A 20,547-nucleotide genomic window follows, 5' to 3' on the forward strand; every position below is an offset into this window, starting at 1 on the left:
AGAACTGGAGAATTGCTGTTTATATTAATTCATAAATAAACACATTTTGTTACGTGTCGGATGTTTGCTTGTTTTAGATCAATTAATGACAGTGACTTCAATCACGTTGAAGTTTATATAACCCTAAAGGGGTATGTGGACATCAAGTTAGACTGGTCCTATTGAGAATTATTATCATATATAACAAACAATTACCCGACATGCCCTCACTATAAATAGGGTGATTGTGTTCACATATTACCCTTTGTATATTTCGCTTTACCTAATTAGGGGTATATTCTAAATATAGAAAGCGTTGTGGCTTATCCAAAATAAGAATTGATATCATTTAAGCGGTAATAATATCGTTTAAGGGTACTTTTGTTTAACCGGAATATTATTTAGTTGAGAGTTAAATAATGCCGGTATAAGGAAAGGATAAAATGGGCAATATTAAATTGGCCATAGTCATAATGCTTAAATCCCTTCTAGCATTCTGCCTCTATGGTTATTCCATTCATGCTGTTGCAGAGCCTGCTGTTACGCCAGTAGGAGAGTCAACAAGACATGAAGTCGAATTAATACGTGACAAAGATTACAAGTGTGTCCAATGCCATAAAGATTCTAAAGAAACGGTATTTGGTTCACATGGTGAGAGTGCGCACGCTTTGCTTGGCCGTGAAGTGAATTGCACAGATTGTCATAGTTCTATTGGCCCCGATCACCGTGATGGTGCACCTGAGGTGGTGAAGTATCGCGCGGCTCAATCACAACCCGGAACCGAAAAGGTTTTCCTCGATCCTAGCTTAATCCTAGATGCCAACAGCCAATGTATAGATTGTCATAAGCCTGATGATCTGCGCGAAGCGAGTTGGACTCATGACGTACACGCACAAAACTTAACGTGTTCAAACTGTCACGATGTGCATGCGAGTGAAGCGAAGGTGCTTGGCTTAGATAAAAAGCAAACCATCAAGCTGTGTGTGGATTGCCATTCAGACTTCAACCAGAAGAAAGAAGGGGAGTAATCTATGAGCTGCTCAAGAAGAAACTTTTTAGCTGGCGCGGGTGCCGTTATTTTCACAACTGGTGTTGCAGGTACTGCAGCGGTTACAAGCCGCAAAACGCTGGCTAATGTTCAGGAAGATGGCACCAAGCGTTACGGAATGGTTCATGACGAAACCGCTTGTATTGGCTGTACTGCTTGTACTGAGGCGTGTCGTGAAGTAAACAAAGTGCCTGAAGGCGTATCGCGCTTAGAAATCATAAAGAGCGAACCTCAAGGTGAATATCCAAATGTTGATTACCGTTTCACTCGTAACTCTTGTCAACATTGTGATAATGCACCTTGTGTGATGGTTTGCCCAACAGGCGCCGCCTATAAAGATGAGAAGACAGGAATTGTTGATGTACATAAAGAGAAGTGTGTCGGCTGTGGTTATTGCCTGCTAGCTTGTCCATATCAAGTGCGCTTCTTCCATCCTAAGAATAAGTCGGCCGACAAATGTAACTTCTGCCGCGATACCAATCTTGCGCAAGGTAAATTACCTGCTTGTGTTGAATCTTGCCCTACCAATGCGCTGATATTTGGCGACTTAAATGACCCTAAGAGCGAGATAAACCAGGTACTTAAATCTGAAGTGGTTTACAGAGATAAGGCTTATCTAGGTACTCAGCCAAAACTCTATAAAGTGCCACACCAAAAAGGGGAGATTTGATTATGAGTGCATGGGATACAGCGTTTCAATCAGGTACCGTGGTTTGGGACTGGATCATTGCTATCTATCTGTTTTTGGCGGGTATGTCAGCGGGTGCAGTGATGATCTCGATTTACCTTAAGAGAAAGGTGATTGAGGACGATCCAGCGAATAATGGTGTATTAAAGGCAACGGCTTTTCTAGCACCATTCGGGATCATCTCAGGTTTATTGATCTTGGTTTTCCACCTGACGAAACCACTATCATTTTGGAAGATCATGATCTTTTATAATCCGACGTCAGTGATGTCGATGGGTGTGATCTTATTCCAAGTGTATATGGTGATCCTATTTGTTTGGATCGGCATTATATTCCGAAATCAGATTGCCGTATTCTTGAGTGATCAAGCATGGTTAAAAGGGCGACTCGATTTTGTCAGTAACTGGATTGGCAAATTAGAATCTTTTGAGAATGTTTTTGAAATATTCTTAGCTGTGCTTGCGCTATTACTTGCGGCTTACACTGGCTTCTTACTCTCTGCGCTAAATACCTTCCCAATGCTGAATAACCCAGTGTTGCCGATATTGTTCTTATTCTCGAGTTTATCCTCGGGAGCGGCGGCATGTATTTTATTTGGTGTGTTGGTCTTTAAGGAGTCTCCGCATAGTGCGAGTATTTCTTGGATCCACGGCTTCGAACGTCCTGTTGTTATGTTTGAACTGTTTGTCCTTGTTACTTTCTTCACTGGGTTGATATTTGCTGGTGGTCAAAGTGAGCAGGCAGTATGGAACGCGATTGGCGGTGGTTTCTGGGCAAGTTGGTTCTGGTATGGCGTAATTGGTGTGGGTATGGTTTTACCCTTGTTGCTTAACGCCGTGACACCAGCATCGGTTCGCCATAGTACTGTGTATATTTTCTCTGTTACTTCATTGAGTCTGATGGGCGTATTAATGCTAAGAACGTTTGTCCTTTATGCAGGACAATTAACGTTAGCTTAATTTCGCTCAAGGTTATAAGTGAGTGGATGTTGGATACTAAACATCTGCTCACTAAATTTCTTTTCGCTGAGTAGCAATAGCTAGTTGAGTTACATCAGCTAGTTGAGCAATCAATGCCAATAATGGTTTAACTTGGTTCTGCTTAGGTAGAGCCTGATTGAGGTGATATGGTCGGTTCTTTGGGGCTGTTTAGTTTAATTTTGGTCGCTGTTCTCAGCAGCATTATCGCTGTGTATTCGATGTATCAAATGCTAACTAAACAAGCACAAAATGTGGCTTTAATTCGCAGTTTCTCCCTCTCTAGCGCTTTGTTTTCCATTGGCGCTATCGTTTTACTTGGCTATGCCTTTGTAGGTGACGACTTTTCCATCCTCTATGTTGCAGAACACTCCAATACTCAATTACCCACCTTCTTCAAAATGGCCGCTGTGTGGGCTGGACATGAAGGCTCATTGCTATTTTGGGTCTTAACCATTAGCTGTTGGTCGGGTGTGATTGCCCTACAAAAGCAATATTCTTCTGAGTATCAGAGCCGCGTATTGTGGGTGATGAATGTGTTACTCGCGATATTTGCATGGTTTACCTTATTTGCTTCGAACCCATTTGAACTGAATTCGACCTTGCCACTTGAAGGGCGTGACCTTAACCCAATGCTGCAAGACGTTGGTTTGATATTCCATCCGCCTCTGTTGTATTTGGGTTATGTTGGTTTCTCTGTGGTCTTGGCATTTGCTGTGGCCGCTTTGCTGGTGGATCCGATTGAGTTCGATTGGGTCGCTCATTGTCGCAGTTGTTGTTTGGTCGCTTGGATCTTTTTAACCGCAGGGATCATTCTTGGTTCTTGGTGGGCATACTACGAGTTAGGGTGGGGTGGTTGGTGGTTCTGGGACCCGGTAGAAAATGCCAGCCTATTACCTTGGCTAACATCAACCGCTCTATTGCACAGTTTGGGTGTTGCTAAAGGCAAGCAACAGTTGCTGAAGTGGTCACTTAGCCTTGCTTTCATTACGTTTTGTTTAAGTATCCTCGGTACTTTTATTGTTCGATCTGGCGTCCTCACTTCCGTTCATGCTTTTGCTGTTGACCCAACCAAAGGTATCGCGCTGTTGCTGATACTGGTTTTGGTGTTAGTGAGTTCGTTTTCTCTTCTTATTGTTCGTGGTGAATCTTTCGAGTCGAATCCAATCACTAGCTTTGCGAGTAAAAGTTTTTTGAGTTTAGTGGCGGTACTTATATTTGTACTGGGTACGGCGGTGGTGGTGTTTGGTACCTTCTACCCAATGGTTTTTGAATTACTTGGCCTTGGAAATATCTCTGTGGGCGCACCTTACTTTAATCTTCTTATTGCGCCATTGGCTCTGCTTGCGATGGGAGTGATAGGGTTAGCGCCATTGCTCAGTATCAAACCTCAAGCGTCGAAAGGTGTGATTGGAATTATTACCTTATTGTCTCTCTGTCTTGGCTTTGTAACTTATGTTTTGCAAGTTGAAGCGATCCAAGTGATGGTGCTAATGACATGGTCACTTGCGTTTTGGGTAGCCCTGACTCATGTTTACGGCTTAGCGGTAACGCGCAACTCTAAGTTTCAACGCAAAGTATGGGTGATGACGTTGGCGCATGTGGGTGTCGCAGTATTAGCGATAGGTGCCGCGATGAATAGCTACCACTCGTTTGAGCGAAGTTACAAATTGAGCCCAGGTGAAGAGGTTGAGTTTATGGGCTGGACGCTCTCTCATCGTGATACCGAGCTCTATGTCGCCTCCAACTTTACTGCAGAAAAAGCGATACTCGAATTAGATGCTAGCGAGAAAAGCTTTTCCATCGCGCCAGAAAGAAGACACTACCAAGTTCGTGTTATGAACATGAGTGAGCCTGCAATGAAGTGGTTCTGGCATGGCGATGTTTATATCACCATGGGCGAGAAAGTCGATTCCACCGCTTACGCATTTCGTGTTCAGTATAAGGCGTATGCGCGCTGGATCTGGTTTGGTGGGCTGTTCTCCATTATCGGCGCTTTGCTCTCATTGACTCATCGTAAAAAGAAAACCGTTAAGGCGTCACAGTATGCATAACAGCGTTCGTAACAAGCTAATTACTCTAATTGCCTTAGCATTGATTGTGGTGCTGGGATTTGTCTTTGCGCTTGATAATAAGCAGCAATCGACCATGGTGTCTGAACAACAAAGGGCATTTCCAGAATTTACATCGAGTGCGTTAGTGAATAGTGAAGGCGTCAGTGGTCAGCAGAAAGTTACGCTTACTGATGTCACGCAGCACCCTTATCAACTGGTTAATGTATGGGCATCTTGGTGCGGGATATGTAAAACCGAACATTCATTTTTGCTTCAACTTCACGATAAAGGCATTCCCATCGTTGGGCTCAATTATCGAGATAACTCTGGGGCTGCGATTAACGTGTTATCGAACGATGGCAACCCGTACTTAACCGTGATCAGTGACCCTCAAGGCAAGTTAGCGTTAGAGTTGGGCGTAATCGGCACACCTGAAACGTATTTGGTTGATGCCAATGGCCAGATCATTAAAAAGCTATTGGGCGTGATTAATGAAATGGTATGGAAAGATGAGCTTGCGATGTATTTTGATGGTGTGAATGGATGATGAAGTCTCTAATACAAACCTTGTTTATGCTGTCAGCTCTTTTAGTGATTAGCCTTTCAACCATGGCTGAAGATCTGTTTACTGCCAGTAATACAGAGACGAGTATTCAAGTTGAACTGTTTGAGTTTGAAAACCCAGAACAACAGCAACGTGCTATTAGCTTGGCGAAAACGTTACGCTGCCCACAATGTCAAAACCAAAATCTGATTGAATCCAACTCACCAATAGCAAAAGACTTACGCCTTGTTGTGTTCAATATGGTGAAAGCAGGGAAGAGTAATAATGAGATTACTCGATATATGACGGAAAGATTTGGTGAATTTGTACTTTATAAGCCGGCGATGAAGGTTTCAAATCTATTACTTTGGTTGCTACCGAGCCTATTATTTCTCTTATTTATATATTTATCAGTAAAAAGTGTTAGGAAGAGCTCATAAAAATTGTGTATTACTGTTTACCAACTGACCTGTATTTTGTAACATTAACCGATTATAAAGGCTAAGCACTGCTATATAAGGATGTATCTGTGGATAACGTAATCTCAAATTTAAAGAAAGAGTTCCATACTCATGTCCAGTCAGATAAATGGGCAGAGAGATACAGTGCTAAGTCGAGCATTTCTACGCTTACGCAAGAAGAGCTAACCGAATTAGAGAATGCTTGGGTGCAACTTGTCATCTGGAAGCAAACTCAAGTAAGTTGAGCGTTCTGTAAAAAAGTGTAGTTTTAGCCGCAACTGTTTAATTTATAACCCCATGTTGGTCATCCCAATGTGGGGTTTTTTCTTACTTGAAAAATAATTGTTATATTATAACAATTTGTACAAGGTCGACCTTGAAAAAAATTGTTAACAGCCTCATAGTGTCTATCATTAGATAGTTAGCTACAAAATATTGCCTAGACATATAATGTAGCGTCGTTAAATACATCGAATTTTCAAGTGAGTATAGCTATGGCGGAAGTGCGTGCCAGAATAGATTTCAAAGTAGGGGTAACAAGCAGTATAGATGCTGAACTTCTGTCTTTTCATGGATTGAAAACAGATAAAGAGCATGTTGCTGTGATATTTAAATCAGCAGACAAGACACAAGACATACCTCTTGTTCGTATGCACTCTGAGTGCCTGACTGGTGATGTTTTCCATTCCTCTCGCTGTGACTGTGGTGAGCAGCTAGACGAAACCATTAGAATTATGGGTGAGACGGGTGGAGTGATTCTTTACTTACGCCAAGAAGGTCGTGGTATTGGCTTGTACAACAAAATCGATGCGTACCGTCTGCAAAGCGAAGGCATGAACACCTATGAAGCCAACAACCACCTAGGTTTTGGCGATGACCTACGCGATTTTACTGAAGCTGCTGAAATGCTACGCGCCTTAGGTACTACAAAAATCCGCTTAGTCACCAACAACCCTAAGAAGATCAATGAGCTAAAATCTTTTGGTATTGAGATTGAAGAAGTGGTGAATACCTCTGCTCATATCAAATCGGGTAATGAAAGCTACCTGAAGGCAAAAGTCTCACACGGTAAGCATAATCTGGATATCTGATTAGCCTCTTTGTTACGCTTAACATAAAAATGTTTAAAGACCTCACATATGTGAGGTTTTTTTGTATTTATCTTGCAATAAAATTGTAAGTTTGTATTATTTCAATCCGTAGTGCAAATGATAATGGTTTGCACTATTACTACGAATAATAATTTAAAGCTCAACAAGGATGCTTCATGACCATTAAATCTTTAGTGACAAAAGCCGTAACTTCGTCACTCATTTTTGCCTCTGCTTCTTCTTTCGCAGCAGTAACTCAAGATCAAGTTGTAGAACATTACGCAGATATTGCGCATGCAGTGTTTGCAGATTCAGTAATTACAGCAAAAGCGTTGAACTCTTCTATTGATACCTTCTTAGCTTCTCCTTCTGCTGGCAACTTCGAACAAGTAAAACAAGCTTGGCTTGAGTCTCGCGTACCATACCAACAGTCAGAAGTTTTCCGCTTCGGCAACGCTGTTGTTGATGATTGGGAAGGCCAACTGAACGCATGGCCACTTGATGAAGGCCTGATTGATTATGTTTCGACTGATTACCAATATGAACTTGGTAACGAAGGCGCTAGCGCAAACATCGTGGCTAACAAGACTTTCCAAATTGGTCAGACTACCGTTGATGCAACCAACATCACCCCTGAGCTAATCGCAGACTTGAACGAGATCGGTGGTTCTGAAGCGAACGTAGCGTCTGGCTACCACGCAATTGAATTCCTACTTTGGGGCCAAGATTTAAACGGTACAAACAGCGGTGCAGGTGAGCGTGCTTACACTGATTTCGTTGTTGGCGCTGAGTGTACTAACGGCAACTGTGACCGTCGTGGCGCATACCTAAAAGCATCTGCTGAGCTACTTATCCAAGACCTAGAGTGGATGGAAAAGCAGTGGGCTGAAGGCGAGAAAGGTAACTACCGTCAAGAACTGCTTTCTGAATCTAGCGAAAACGGCCTACGTAAAATGTTATTCGGCATGGGTTCACTGTCTCTTGGTGAGCTTGCTGGTGAGCGTATGAAGGTGGCTTTAGAAGCTAACTCTACTGAAGATGAGCACGACTGCTTCTCTGATAACACGCACAACTCTCACTACTACAACGAGCAAGGTATCTACAACGTTTATACGGGTCTATACAAGCGTGAAGACGGTACTCTGCTTTCAGGTCCTAGCCTGTTTGACCTAGTAGAGCAAAAAGATGAGCAAGCTGCGAAAGAGATCCAAAAGCAGTTTGACTTAGCACGTGCACAAGTTGGCCAGCTTGTTGTTTCTGCAGAGAAAAACAACCAGCATTTCGATCAGCTAATTGCTGCTGACAACGCTTCGGGTAACGCACTAGTAAACAAAACAATTGTTGCGCTAGTGTCTCAAACGGCTGCGATTGAGCGTGCTGCTGGTGTGATTGGCATTGATAGCCTAAACCCAGACACAGCGGATCACGAGTTCTAAGAACCCGAGCCGACACAAATGTAAGGGCTCTGATTGAGCCCTTAATTGTTTGATCCTCAAGAAAGCCACACCCACATAAAAACTAAAATCAAAAACACAGCAAGGCAATGTATGAAGTCGTATCTCTCAGCCTCACTATTAACCGCACTGTTTTTCGTATCTCCATTACACGCTCATGAAACCTACTCTGGCGGCAAAACGACCGTGAAGAAAGAAGGAGCGAACGCTTTTTCCCTTCCCGCAGCCAATCTACCAATGAGTAAGCGCTTGGATTTCAGCGTAGGTAATAGCTTCTTTAGAAACCCTTGGGTTCCTGCACCGTCATCAACCGATGCTCGTGATGGGTTAGGACCACTATTTAATACTAACGGCTGTCAAAACTGCCACATCAAAGATGGTCGTGGTCACGCGCCAGAAGAAGGAGATGAGAACGCAGTATCCATGTTGGTTCGTTTAAGCATTCCGGCTGAAACGCCTGAGCAGCGACAAGCCTTCATTCGAGATGGTGGAATTCCAGAGCCGACGTACGGCGGTCAGCTACAAGATTTTGCGCTTCAAGGTGTAAAACCAGAGGGCAAAGTGAACATTAGCTACACGGATGTTCCTGTTGAATTCAAAGACGGCACCGTCGTTACTCTGCGTAAACCCACTTTAAATATTACTGAACTTGCTTTCGGCGAGATGCATCCTAAGACCGAGTTTTCAGCTCGTGTTGCGCCACCAATGATCGGCCTAGGTCTGCTTGAGAGCATCCCACAAGAAACGATTCTTGGCTTCGCGAAGCAACAAGCTGCGGACAGCCAAGGCGTAACAGGCAAAGCCAATTATGTTCTTGATGTTCAAACTAACGAAATGGCGTTGGGTCGATTTGGTTGGAAAGCCGGACAGCCAAACCTAATGCAACAAAATGCTGCAGCATTTAACGGCGATTTGGGCTTAACAAGCAGTTTGTTCCCGAACGAAAACTGCACATCAGCTCAATCAACCTGTGATGATTTTCCAAATGGTGGTGAACCTGAAGTCAGCGATAATATCCTAGATTTTGTTGAGTTCTATTCGCAGCATTTGGCGGTTCCAATTCGTCGCAACGTTGATAAGCCTGCGGTTGTTCAAGGTAAAAAACTGTTTAAAGCTATTGGTTGCCAAAGTTGCCACCAAGCTGAAATTCGCACAGCAGAACGTGAAGGCTTACCTGCGTTGTCTAAACAGCTAATCAGCCCATATACCGATATGTTACTGCACGATATGGGAGAAGGCTTAGCCGACAATCGCCCAGAGTATCTAGCAAACGGTCAAGAGTGGCGCACCACGCCATTGTGGGGATTAGGCTATACCAAAGAAGTGAATGGTCACACCTTCTTACTTCATGACGGTCGTGCGAGAAATGTTATGGAAGCTGTGCTTTGGCATGGCGGTGAAGCAGAAATGGCGAAACAAAACGTTTTAGATCTTAGTAGCAGCGAGCGTGAAGCACTATTGGCGTTTTTAAACTCGTTATAAGCTGAGTTGAATTCAGTTTAGTTAACGGCTAATGACTTAAGAAAGCCGCTATTAAACCACTTAGCACCGCTGAACTTGTAGCAATACGAGGCCAGCGGTCGTTTCGCATTTAATGAACTCATATAATTAAAAGAAAAATTAGGAAGTAAGGTAACAGCATGATACATAAATTTTTGTTAATGCCTTTGTCGGCATTAATTATGGCAGGCTGCCAATCATCGGGTGAGCAAGCCGCTTCATCTGAGGTTAACGGTGTCTCTTATCAAGCAGACACGACCCACCACATCAGTCGCAGTGTCTATCAACAAGAGTTTGATTCTGCAGTCCTATTCGCCAAGCAAGCCAACAAGCTAGAAGTCTTGATGCAGGGTTACTGCCAAACTAATGATGTTGAGTTAGGTGCTTTGAAAAGTCAGTGGCAGCTCACCATGAACAGCTGGATGGCACTACAAGGCCAAGAAAGAGGCCCAACAGCAGCGCTTGAAGAGAGCTGGAATGTTCAATTCTGGCCAGACAAAAAGAACACGACGGGTCTTAAGATGCGTCAGCTAACTCAGCAGAACAAAGCTTGGACTCAAGACGAAATCGCGCAGCAGAGTGTGACCGTTCAAGGGCTAGGTGCGTTGGAATGGTCGCTTTATGACGAGCAATCGCCACTGCTTCAAGATAAAGCGCTAGGTTGCCAATCATCACAAGCGATTACTGAAAACTTAGCGATTAAGTCATCTTCGATTGCACAGGCATGGCAGGTTAACCCGTGGTTAGCACTGGACGAGATGCGTTGGGAATCGGAGTACATCGCTTTGTTGACCAATCAACTTGATTACAGCATGAAAAAACTGAGTCGTCCGATGGCTAAAATTGGTCATCCACGCCCTTACTTCTCGGAATCATGGCGCGCTCAAACCTCAATGACTCAGCTGAAATCGAACGTAGCGGCGCTAGAGAAATTGTACTTAGCAGATGGTAATGGTCTTGATGGTTTATTGAGAGAAAAGGGCTTAAATGACCTTGCCGATCGTGTAGCTGCCCAGTTCACGCTAACCTTAGATACTTGGCCTACAGACTCTAGCTTGTTTACTCTATTACAGAGCAAAGAGGGCTACCGAGAGGTGCTGACTCAATACAACAAACTAGAACGTTTGAAGTACCTGATTCATGAAGAAGTAGCGATAGAGCTTGGCGTGGTAATAGGATTTAATGCTACCGATGGTGACTGATAATACGCGAAGAACGCTACTCAAGGCTGCACTGGGTTGTGCAGCTGTTCCATTGCTTCCGTTTGGCTGCGCTAGTCGCTCTGGTGCTGTGAGCTCATCTAGTGAGCCTCAATTAATCGGTTGTGCGCTGAATGGGCGAGGTCAATATTCAGCGGTTGTGGCTGACGAATATGGAATGCCATTGAGTCAACTGCCGATCCCAGATCGTGGTCATGGCGTCGCGATTTGCCCAACCTCATCACATGCGGTGGTTTTTGCTCGTCGTCCTGGTGACTATTTTATGGTGTTTGACTATAAAAACGGTCAGCAGATCAAAATGGTCGTGAAAGGTAACAACCGTCACTTCTACGGTCATGGCGTTTACTCATTAGACGGCAAGTTACTGTATGCCACTGAAGGGAAAACGGACAGCAGCCAAGGTGTGATTGGCGTTTACGATGTCGAGCAAGGGTATCGTAAGGTCGAAGAGTTCAGCGGTTTTGGTATTGGGCCTCATGAAGTGATCATCATGCCGGATGGTAATCTCGCGATCGGCGTTGGTGGCGTTCATACTGATGGTAGAACACCGAAAAACCTCGATTCGATGCAGCCGAGCTTGAGTTATGTTTCTCCTGAAGGTGTGTTACTTGATCAGGTTGAATTGTTGGATAAGAAGCTGAGCATTCGACACTTAGCCCATGATGGTGCTGAAACCGTGCTTTGTGGCCAGCAATATCGTGGTGAACCAGATGAGTATCCTTCGCTATTGGCGATGCATACTAAAGGAGGCCAGTTTGAATCACTTAACGCAGAGCCAGAGCAATGGGCAAGGTTCAATCACTATATCGCCAGTATTGCGGCGTCAGACGATTGGATTATTGCGACTTCGCCAAGAGGCAACTGCTACGGTATTTGGTCTAAAGAAACCAAAGAATTAGTAGAACTCTCTGCGCTATCTGATGCTTCTGGTGCTGTGCTGCGTGATGGTGAGTTTCGATTAAGCTCTGGGGCGGGAAGTGTGGTAAGCCAGAGCAAGCCTTATGAGAAATCAACTCAGCAATCATCGGTCCAGTGGGATAACCATTGGAGTTCAATCTGATTTATAAAGCCTCTTAAAAATAACATGCTTACTCCGATTTCTTTGCCATACTTATGAGATGGTTGGTGATGGAGTTAAGCATGTTCGCAAAATACTTCTGTGGATTATTAGTTCTAGTTTCTGTGCACGCATGGAGCTATACGAGTTCTGACGAGAGCCGATTTCTTCCGGCTGATTCGGAGCTCTCTTTTATGCTGATTTATCCAGAGCTTACCCAGAGTATTTATCAAGACTCGTCTCTGCCTATTCTTTGGGATTCACCTGAACTTGTTAAGGCGTTTGAATTTCAATTGTCGCTTCTCGAACAAGCTCAAATGGCACCACTCTTCGATCGACAACTCAAGCAAATTCGTCACTATCAATCCCATGCTCAATGGCAAGAGTTGGACATATTACTCACCGATACCTTTATCTATTACCTGAGCTACGTTGAAAACGCCCCTCTTGCCGGTAAAGAGTGGTACTTCTCGGGCAAGCTGCATTCCAAATTACCTGCGCCTTCTCCGCATATTCTGATGAGATTAAAAAGCAGCGTTGCCAATGATTACTTATTGGAGATGGTGTTGTCTTACGCGCCGCCTGTTGGGGATTTTGACCAATTCAAAGCAACCTATTCGGTGTTAGAAACCGCCTCTGAACTCAATATTGAACGATATAGACAGAAAGGTTTGAAGCGATTAGGTGATCAGCTTTCAGACAAAGCGGTTCTTGTTGAGCGTATTGCTTTGGTCGGTGTTGATACCTCGATGATCGCGGTCGATTTTCCCAAGTTCGATCGAGATCTGCAAAAGGCGATTAAATCTTTCCAACGCATGCACGGTCTTACGGATGATGGGATCATCGGGCCAGACACGATCAAATGGATCAATATGGGCTTTGATGATCGACTTACTTCCCTAGCATTGAACGCCGAGCGTGCCCGCTTATGGCCAAGAAATAGAGACTCACTGATTGTGGTGAATGTACCTAGTTTTGATATGAAGTATTGGGAAGATGGGGAAGAGGTTTTTGAATCTAAAGTTGTGGTTGGGAGAAAATCGAGAAAAACACCACTCTTAGAGATAAATCTCGATTCGGTCATCCTAAACCCGACTTGGAATGTGCCATGGAAAATCATGGTCAAAGACATCTTGCCTAAGGTGAAAGCGGACGAAAGCTATCTAGATACACACAACTTCCAAGTGATTGACGGTTGGCGCACTATGGAGACGGTCGACACCACTGAGATCGATTGGCAGACTATCAATTTCAATTCTTTCCCATATCGAATGCGTCAGCAGGCAGGCTCGCGTAATGCATTAGGTTTGTACAAGTTCAACACACCTAACAAGCGAGCTATCTATCTGCACGATACGCCAAGTAAAGGTCTGTTTAATGACGACTTCCGTGCTTATAGCTCTGGTTGTATTCGTGTTGAGCATGCCGAGGAACTCGCGGAGTTGTTATTTGCGACTAAGGTAAAGAAAGTGCCGAATCAGGATGATGAACTTGCGCCCAATACTAAGGTTCGTCTCAAGAAGCGAATTCCAGTGCATATCATTTATCAAACCGTGTTGTTTGAAGAAGGAGGCATACAATACCGCGGTGATATCTACCAATATGATAAAGAGGGCGGTTGATTGAAATATGGTCAAGAAAGGTGATCTTGACTGAAAAATGACAACCAAGCTTCTATTGATAAAATTATAATGAGTATCAATAACTAACCGTGCAAAGGTTACAAATACTAACGTTTTGCACGGTTTTTGTACGTTGACGCAGCAAATTCCATTATGTATCGTGCATTTTTCGTTCGATCTAATTGGTTTTTTTGCTGTATGTCTCAAAGTTTATTTTCACGCCGTCAGTTTCTGACTTACGCTGGTGGTACTGCTGTAGTCGCCTCTCTTACTCCTTCTATCGCTTTCGCTTCATACCCGGATCAACCAAGAACGATTAGCATGAACAATCTTCACACTGGTGAACGATTAGAGACTTGTTATTTCGATGGCACTAACTATGTTGGTGACGAGATGGCACGCCTTAGCAAACTGTGCCGTGACTTCCGCCGCAATGAGATTCATCCAATGGATAAGAACCTGTTTGATCAGATCACTCAGATTCAAAATGTACTGGGTATTCAAAAAGAAGTTCAAATCATCTCTGGCTACCGCTCTCCAGCAACCAACGAAGCGTTGCGCTCTAAGTCGAGTGGTGTCGCTAAAAAGAGCTATCACATGCTTGGTAAAGCGATCGATTTTCGTATCGATGGTGTTGATTTAAAGGAACTGAGAGACGTAGCTAAAAGTCTGCAAGCAGGTGGTGTTGGTTATTACGCTCGTAGTAACTTCATCCACATTGATACTGGTCCAGTTCGCAGCTGGTAGAGCTAAGCTGAGTTATTGAGTGATACGGTAGGCACTTGTCAAAGTAGACATCCAATGTCATAGTTTGCCCAAATTTCAGTTTGTTCTAATAATTCGGTTTATTGCTGCTCAGTTTGTTGCTGTTTAGTTTGTTATTGTTGGGTTTGTTGCCAATAACATAGCGATATTCGAGTTGTTCACCAGATTCGCTCTTTAAGGTTTGTATATGTCTCTTAAGTATCAAGTTGTACCTGTTACCTCTTTTTCTCAGAACTGCTCGATTGTGTGGTGTGATGAAACCATGGAAGGCATCGTTGTCGATCCGGGCGGTGATGTTCAACAACTCGCGGCTATCATTGAAGAACTCGGTGTTAAGGTTGTGAACTTGGTACTGACGCACGGTCACTTAGATCATGTTGGCGGTACGGTACCACTTGCTGAGATCTTGAAGGTTGAAATTGTGGGCCCGCATAAGGCAGACAACTTCTGGCTACAAGGTCTAGAGAATCAAAGTCAGATGTTTGGTTTCCCACTGTGTAAAGCTTTTGAACCAAACACTTGGTTAGAAGAGGGCGACAAAGTCACTTTTGGTAATCAAGTGATTGATGTGATTCACACGCCGGGCCACACGCCAGGTCACGTTGTACTGTTCAGTGAGCAAGCTCGTTTAGCGTTTGTGGGTGATGTGTTGTTTAACGGCGCAATTGGCCGTACTGACTTCCCACAAGGTGACTTCAATACGCTTATCGCTTCAATCAAGACTAAGCTTTGGCCACTAGGCAGTGACGTAACATTCGTTCCGGGCCATGGTCCTGAATCGACATTCGGTCGCGAGCGTGCATCAAACCCGTTCGTCGCAGATGAAATGCCTCTGTACTAATTAAATCTTTGATTTTCCAACCGATTATTTGTGTCGATTGATTGAAAATGAAGCTTAGCTTTTGTCCTGAAAGCTAAGCTTTTTTATTGTGTGTGAACTTACTGGTAAACCTTAATCAGAAAGACGTTCAGCGGCAGCCAAGTAGCGTCGAGCCAGCCCCACAAACTCTTCTCCACTCATATTCAAATCATGGGTTGATATGAAAATGTCATAACCGTGGAAGCCCCTTTGATATTTCATTCTGTTGGCAAGCATCGCCTGCAATCCAGAATAGTTTTTAATCACCGCGTTTGGACTGTTTGTCTCATTCGGTGAATCAAGGTTGTCCTGTGATTGGTTATCGTTGAAATTCACGTTGTCGGTATTCTGCGACTCTTTGTATTGGCTTAGTTCGACACAGCCACTTTCAGTACAACGCGCATGGTAATGCGATGAGTCGAGAACCATATCCTCAAAGTTGGACTCTTTGCCTGCTTGTTTGGCTCCTAAGTACAAAAGTGCTCGTTGGCTGAGCAATAATTCACAAGTTATTTTAGGGCAAATCGAATCGAGGTAGGGCGAGTAATCTTTTACTTTAATTCCGACCCAGGGCAGAGGTTGATGCCAACCATCTTGTTCATAAGTGCAAAGACCAATTTTTTGGATGTTACTCCATTTTAAAACCCAACCCCCTTTGTAAAAGTGCTGCTGAAAATGAGTCGGGGTAAGTGTGAACATCACTCGGCTGCGCAGCATCAAATAGTAGCCAGTTCCCAGAAGCGCAATACTGCAAAAAGCACCCACGATCAGTAACTTTGGATTGTCACTGTAGAGCGAAACGATCAAGCAAATGAAGCCTAAAATAATGGCGAGGATACGGTACGAGCGAGTGAATGAAGGCAAAGAGAAATTACTAAGGTGACGAGTGTCCATAGGTAACACCAAGTTTTCATATTTTTGTCTGGATGGATAACCAGTGTATATGACCCTGAATTGATAAGTCGATGTTTAAATAATAGACGCTAGTAGACAATATCGGTATTTTTCGTCGACTTTCGACGCTTCACTCTACAAATAGCTCCTGTTTTTTGGTATAAATCGCGCTTCAAATTTTCACCACTGCGAAAAGAGCAGTGAACTGGAGAAATATTCAATGAGACTTGCTCATAAGCGTAAGGTGCAGGCTAAACTGCAGAAACGCACTAAAGCGGCTGTAGTTAAAGCAGTGGCAACGCCGAAAAAAGCGAAGCCTGTCGCAGAGAAAGTTGTAGCAGAAAAAACTGTAGCAGCAAAACCAGCGGTAGAGAAAGCAGTAGCAGCAACTAAAGAAGTTGCAGTAGCACTGACTCCTAAGCAACAACAAGTTCTAGACATCGTTGTTAGCAATGCTGAAGGCATTAACCCTAAAGGTATCGGCCTAGAAGCTGGTCAAGAAGACGCGAAAGCAGCTTCATGGGCAACAGGCGCATTGAAAAAACTTCTTGAAGAAAACCTAGTAGCGAAAGAGCAGCTAGCAGGTAACAAGGTTATCTACAAAGCTATCTAATCCTGTGGGATTACATTCGCTTCGTTAAGTTTTTAAGCCTCGATTTTCGAGGCTTTTTTGTATCTGGCACATTATGCCAAGTCCGAGCCCAAATCCAAGCCTAAACCTAGGCTCTATAATCTCAATTCCAATTCGATATACGGCTTAACTGATTAGTGTTGTCTCGTGTCAGAGCTTCGAATCAGCAAGCACTAAATTAGGGCGTTAGCTAGGTAGATCAAGAGAGCAAAGCCTTGATTTTTTTCCCTAAAATACAGCAATGAATAGAGCTTCATCACGAAATGGCAATCAATTGTTAAGAGTATTTAATTATTAATACTTAGGTATTTATCAATACGCATTGCCTTGGTGAATATCCAAACTCCTTTGAAATCGACACTATTCAATCATCTCCTACGTAGTTCTACTTAACCCTTTGGTCTAATACGCAGTTTGTGTGCGCCCGTCGTGCGTGCTCTCCCTGATATCTTGTTGCCTCATCACGGTGCACTCTTATGTTTAATCATAAAAAATGCTCATAGAAAGAGTGTTAACCCAACAAAGGACGTGAACATGAGTCTCATTTCTAACTCCCTCACACGAGTTTTTAAAAACGTTGCAGTAACTGCTGCGGCTTGTTTAGCTTTGGTCGCTACTGGTGCTACAGCCGCTGATAAGGTTTACCGTTTAAAACTTGCGGAAACTTGGGGACCAAACTTCCCAGTTTTCGGTGATGCAACCAAAAACATGGCGGCGATGGCTGAGAAGATGTCGAATGGTCGACTGCAAATCAGAATCGATTCAGCAAACAAACACAAAGCACCTCTTGGCGTTTTTGACATGGTTAAGTCTGGTCAATACGACATGGGTCACTCAGGCTCTTACTACTGGAAAGGTAAAGTTCCAAACACTCTTTACTTCACTTCTATGCCTTTCGGTATGACGCCAGCAGAACAATACGCGTGGTTCTATCACGGTGGTGGTATGGAGTTAATGGAGCAGGTTTACTCTCCACATAACTTGATGTCTTTCCCTGGTGGTAACACGGATATCCAGATGGGGGGTTGGTTTCAAAAAGAGATCAACAGCGTTGAAGATCTACAAGGTCTGAAAATGCGAATCCCGGGCTTTGCAGGCGAGATTCTTGCTGAGCTAGGTGCTAAACCGACGAACATTGCCCCAGGTGAACTTTACACGTCTCTAGAGCGTCGCACGATTGATGCACTAGAGTGGGTAGGTCCATCGCTGGATTTACGAATGGGCTTCCACAAAATCGCGCCTTACTACTACACAGGTTGGCACGAGCCGGGTTCAGAGCTTCAATTCCTAGTGAACAAGCGTACATGGAACAAGCTGCCTGAAGACCTACAAGAAATCTTACGTGTTGCAATGCGTACTGCGGCTTACGACATGTACACACAAGCAACGCACGAAAGTGGTAAGAACTGGGTTTCAATGAAGACAGAATACCCAGATGTACAAGTGAAAGATTTCCCACCAGAGGTTATGTCTGCTCTGAAAGAAGCGAACGATCGCCTACTGGCTGCACATGCTGAGAAAGATGAGCTAGCAAAAGAGATTCAAGCTTCACAAGCAAGCTACCTAGAGCAAGTACGTTCATGGACGGATATTTCACATAGAGCTTATCTAAATAGCCAAGCGAAATAATCGACAGTTGTTGAACTGAATCTAAATGAACCCGAAGCTTTTCTTATTGAGTATTTAAGAGTGAATAAGCCGAGGGTTCATTTTCAACATAATAATTAAATGCCCAAGAACCCTTTCTACGTCGTGCCTATTGCTAGCTATAAACTGAATCGTTTTTAGTTGGGTTAGCTGTACTGCAAGATGTCTTTTCAAATTCCATGGAGTCGGGAATGCGAAGTCTAATTTATATTGAACGCCTGTTTAATCGTATCGGTGACGCACTGGGATGGCTTTCCAGTATGTTGTTTATTCTACTTATCGCCAACGTCGTGTATGACGTTGTCATGAGATATGCCTTCAACGATGTCTCTATCGCCTTCCAAGAGATGGAATGGCACCTTTTCTCCGCCGTTTTCCTACTCGGTGTTCCTTATGCCATCAAGGCTGGTGGCCATGTTCGAGTTGACGTGTTCTATGAGCAACTGAGCTTTAAAGCACAAGCGATTATTGACCTGCTTGGCACGCTTATCTTTCTACTTCCGTTTTGCCTGCTGGTGGCTTGGTTTGGTATCGATGTTGCCAAAGAGAGTTATGAACTGGGTGAAACCTCAGGCGATCCCGGTGGCCTGCCGTATCGCTGGATCATCAAAGCTATGATCCCGCTGTCATTCTTTTTGATGGCACTCAGTGGCGTAGGTTTGATCCTGCATTCACTGAATAAGATTTTTAATCCGCATCTTATCCATGCAAACAATATTCATACAAAAAACAAGTAGAGGCTGAACATGATTGGAATAGTAATGTTTTTTGTCGCCTTGTTTGCGCTTTTACTTGGCTTCCCAGTGGCGTTTACCTTTGGTGGTATCGCGTTAATCTTTGGTGTTTGGGCTGAGGGCATTGAAATGTTTGCCTTCATGCCATATCGAATTCAATCCATTATGGAAAACACGGTTCTGATGGCCGTTCCATTGTTTGTTTTTATGGGGCTCGTTCTACAAAAGACCAAGCTTGCTGAGCAGTTGCTTGAGTCTATGGGGCGACTGTTTGGCGGCGTTCGTGGTGGTATCGCGATTTCAACCGTATTAGTAGGTTCACTACTTGCGGCTTCTACTGGCGTGGTTGGTGCTTCTGTTGTTGCTATGGGACTTATCTCCCTACCTGTAATGCTCAAGTACAATTACGACAAAGGCTTAGCCTGCGGCACTATTTGTGCGTCTGGTACGCTAGGGCAGATCATTCCACCCTCCATCGTATTGATTCTATTGGGTGATGTTCTAGGTGTTCCTGTAGGCGACTTGTTCCAAGCGGCGATTTGGCCGGGCGTGATGCTGGTCGGCGCGTACATCGTTTATATCTTGATATACGCAAAGCTACACCCTGAAGCGGCTCAACCTATTGAACGTGATGACTCCATCAGCCGTAAGCAGGAAGTGTTTAATGCACTGAAAGCGATTCTTCCGCCTCTAGCGTTAATCATTGTTGTACTGGGCTCTATCTTCGCAGGTGTTGCTACGCCAACAGAGTCAGCCGCATTAGGTGGCGCGGGTGCGATGATACTTGCACTGCTTTACGGTCAATTTAGTTGGTCGATGGTGTACGAGGCGTCGAAAGAGACGGTGAAAGTAACGGCGATGGTATTTGCTATCTTGTTGGGTGCAACGGCATTCTCAATGGCGTTTACCTACACTGGTGGCGACTATCTGGTTGAAGAGTGGATGCTACAACTGCCAGGTGAAAAATGGGGCTTCCTGATCATTACCATGCTGGTGATTCTGATTCTGGGTTTCTTCATCGACTTCGTAGAGATCTGTTTCATCATCGTGCCGATCATTGCGCCAGTTGCTGAACTGATGGGCATCAACATGACATGGTTCGCTATCCTTATTGCGATGAACCTACAAACTTCCTTCTTAACGCCGCCATTTGGTTTTAGTTTGTTCTATTTAAAAGGCGTAGCACCGAAAGGCGTGACGACTAAGGACATCTACCGAGGTGTGATGCCGTTCATTCTGATTCAAATCCTCGTACTTGGATCACTTCTCGCTTTCCCATCTTTCTATGGAATGTGAGTGAAGCCAAGAATGTGAATGATATG

Annotated in this window: 20 protein-coding genes; 19 read left to right on the forward strand and 1 reads right to left on the reverse strand. The window is 44.0% G+C overall.

What is annotated here, in order from left to right; genetic code table 11:
• Nucleotides 1-422: 422 nt before the first annotated feature.
• From nrfB to AB4486_RS03430, 15 genes are all read left to right on the forward strand, one after another.
• A complete protein-coding gene (gene nrfB, locus AB4486_RS03360; protein WP_008222036.1) occupies nucleotides 423-1,007 on the forward strand; it encodes a cytochrome c nitrite reductase pentaheme subunit in 585 nt (194 codons plus the stop codon).
• 3 nt (nucleotides 1,008-1,010) lie between these two features.
• Entirely contained in the window at nucleotides 1,011-1,697 is a 687-nt protein-coding gene (gene nrfC, locus AB4486_RS03365) for a cytochrome c nitrite reductase Fe-S protein (protein WP_017060985.1), read from the forward strand.
• Between the two features lie 2 nt (nucleotides 1,698-1,699).
• A complete protein-coding gene (gene nrfD / locus AB4486_RS03370) occupies nucleotides 1,700-2,674 on the forward strand; it encodes a cytochrome c nitrite reductase subunit NrfD (protein WP_017063561.1) in 975 nt (324 codons plus the stop codon).
• A gap of 167 nt (nucleotides 2,675-2,841) precedes the next feature.
• A complete protein-coding gene (locus tag AB4486_RS03375) occupies nucleotides 2,842-4,746 on the forward strand; it encodes a heme lyase CcmF/NrfE family subunit (RefSeq protein ID WP_372116478.1) in 1,905 nt (634 codons plus the stop codon).
• Nucleotides 4,739-5,293, forward strand: coding sequence for a DsbE family thiol:disulfide interchange protein (locus AB4486_RS03380; protein ID WP_102332079.1), 555 nt, complete (start codon nucleotides 4,739-4,741; stop codon nucleotides 5,291-5,293). Before AB4486_RS03375 ends, AB4486_RS03380 begins: the two co-directional genes overlap by 8 nt.
• On the forward strand, nucleotides 5,290-5,730 hold the full coding sequence (gene nrfF, locus AB4486_RS03385; RefSeq protein WP_017063564.1) for a heme lyase NrfEFG subunit NrfF: 441 nt from the start codon (nucleotides 5,290-5,292) through the stop codon (nucleotides 5,728-5,730). Before AB4486_RS03380 ends, nrfF begins: the two co-directional genes overlap by 4 nt.
• A gap of 89 nt (nucleotides 5,731-5,819) precedes the next feature.
• Nucleotides 5,820-5,996 (forward strand): hypothetical protein, encoded by a 177-nt coding sequence (locus AB4486_RS03390; protein WP_017060980.1) that lies wholly within the window; start codon nucleotides 5,820-5,822, stop codon nucleotides 5,994-5,996.
• A 249-nt stretch (nucleotides 5,997-6,245) separates the two neighbouring features.
• Complete coding sequence (ribA, locus tag AB4486_RS03395) at nucleotides 6,246-6,842, forward strand: GTP cyclohydrolase II (RefSeq protein WP_009848836.1); 597 nt, start codon at nucleotides 6,246-6,248, stop codon at nucleotides 6,840-6,842.
• A 176-nt stretch (nucleotides 6,843-7,018) separates the two neighbouring features.
• Nucleotides 7,019-8,278 carry an imelysin family protein gene (locus AB4486_RS03400; RefSeq protein ID WP_017072495.1) on the forward strand — a complete coding sequence of 420 codons (1,260 nt, stop codon included), beginning with the start codon at nucleotides 7,019-7,021 and terminating at the stop codon, nucleotides 8,276-8,278.
• 111 nt (nucleotides 8,279-8,389) lie between these two features.
• Complete coding sequence (locus AB4486_RS03405; RefSeq protein WP_372116481.1) at nucleotides 8,390-9,778, forward strand: di-heme oxidoredictase family protein; 1,389 nt, start codon at nucleotides 8,390-8,392, stop codon at nucleotides 9,776-9,778.
• 158 nt (nucleotides 9,779-9,936) lie between these two features.
• Complete coding sequence (locus AB4486_RS03410; RefSeq protein WP_372116482.1) at nucleotides 9,937-10,998, forward strand: imelysin family protein; 1,062 nt, start codon at nucleotides 9,937-9,939, stop codon at nucleotides 10,996-10,998.
• Nucleotides 10,988-12,076, forward strand: coding sequence for a DUF1513 domain-containing protein (locus tag AB4486_RS03415; RefSeq protein WP_372116484.1), 1,089 nt, complete (start codon nucleotides 10,988-10,990; stop codon nucleotides 12,074-12,076). The genes AB4486_RS03410 and AB4486_RS03415 overlap by 11 nt, the downstream gene beginning before the upstream one ends.
• An 80-nt stretch (nucleotides 12,077-12,156) precedes the next feature.
• Nucleotides 12,157-13,695: a murein L,D-transpeptidase gene (locus tag AB4486_RS03420; protein WP_372116486.1), complete on the forward strand. Its 1,539-nt coding sequence runs from the start codon at nucleotides 12,157-12,159 to the stop codon at nucleotides 13,693-13,695.
• A gap of 198 nt (nucleotides 13,696-13,893) precedes the next feature.
• Entirely contained in the window at nucleotides 13,894-14,442 is a 549-nt protein-coding gene (locus AB4486_RS03425) for a YcbK family protein (protein WP_017060953.1), read from the forward strand.
• A 205-nt stretch (nucleotides 14,443-14,647) separates the two neighbouring features.
• Nucleotides 14,648-15,301 (forward strand): MBL fold metallo-hydrolase, encoded by a 654-nt coding sequence (locus AB4486_RS03430; protein WP_017060954.1) that lies wholly within the window; start codon nucleotides 14,648-14,650, stop codon nucleotides 15,299-15,301.
• A gap of 111 nt (nucleotides 15,302-15,412) precedes the next feature.
• Here the strand turns inward: AB4486_RS03430 and AB4486_RS03435 are convergent, their stop codons facing one another.
• On the reverse strand, nucleotides 15,413-16,213 hold the full coding sequence (locus AB4486_RS03435) for a DUF2982 domain-containing protein (protein ID WP_017060955.1): 801 nt from the start codon (nucleotides 16,211-16,213) through the stop codon (nucleotides 15,413-15,415).
• Nucleotides 16,214-16,433: 220 nt separating this feature from the next.
• Here AB4486_RS03435 and AB4486_RS03440 point away from each other — a divergent pair, with 220 nt between their 5' ends.
• The 4 genes from AB4486_RS03440 to AB4486_RS03455 all read left to right on the forward strand — a co-directional run bounded on the left by AB4486_RS03440 (nucleotide 16,434) and on the right by AB4486_RS03455 (nucleotide 20,521).
• The gene (locus tag AB4486_RS03440; protein ID WP_017060956.1) at nucleotides 16,434-16,826 is read left to right on the forward strand and encodes a hypothetical protein; all 393 of its coding nucleotides are present in this window, start codon (nucleotides 16,434-16,436) and stop codon (nucleotides 16,824-16,826) included.
• A gap of 552 nt (nucleotides 16,827-17,378) precedes the next feature.
• A complete protein-coding gene (locus AB4486_RS03445; RefSeq protein WP_017060957.1) occupies nucleotides 17,379-18,473 on the forward strand; it encodes a TRAP transporter substrate-binding protein in 1,095 nt (364 codons plus the stop codon).
• A gap of 209 nt (nucleotides 18,474-18,682) precedes the next feature.
• The gene (locus AB4486_RS03450) at nucleotides 18,683-19,228 is read left to right on the forward strand and encodes a TRAP transporter small permease subunit (RefSeq protein WP_017060958.1); all 546 of its coding nucleotides are present in this window, start codon (nucleotides 18,683-18,685) and stop codon (nucleotides 19,226-19,228) included.
• Between the two features lie 9 nt (nucleotides 19,229-19,237).
• A complete protein-coding gene (locus AB4486_RS03455; protein ID WP_029235146.1) occupies nucleotides 19,238-20,521 on the forward strand; it encodes a TRAP transporter large permease subunit in 1,284 nt (427 codons plus the stop codon).
• Nucleotides 20,522-20,547 lie beyond the last annotated feature (26 nt).

Origin of the sequence: Vibrio sp. 10N.222.55.C6 (assembly GCF_041473395.1) — a bacterium.
GTDB lineage: Bacteria > Pseudomonadota > Gammaproteobacteria > Enterobacterales > Vibrionaceae > Vibrio > Vibrio crassostreae_C.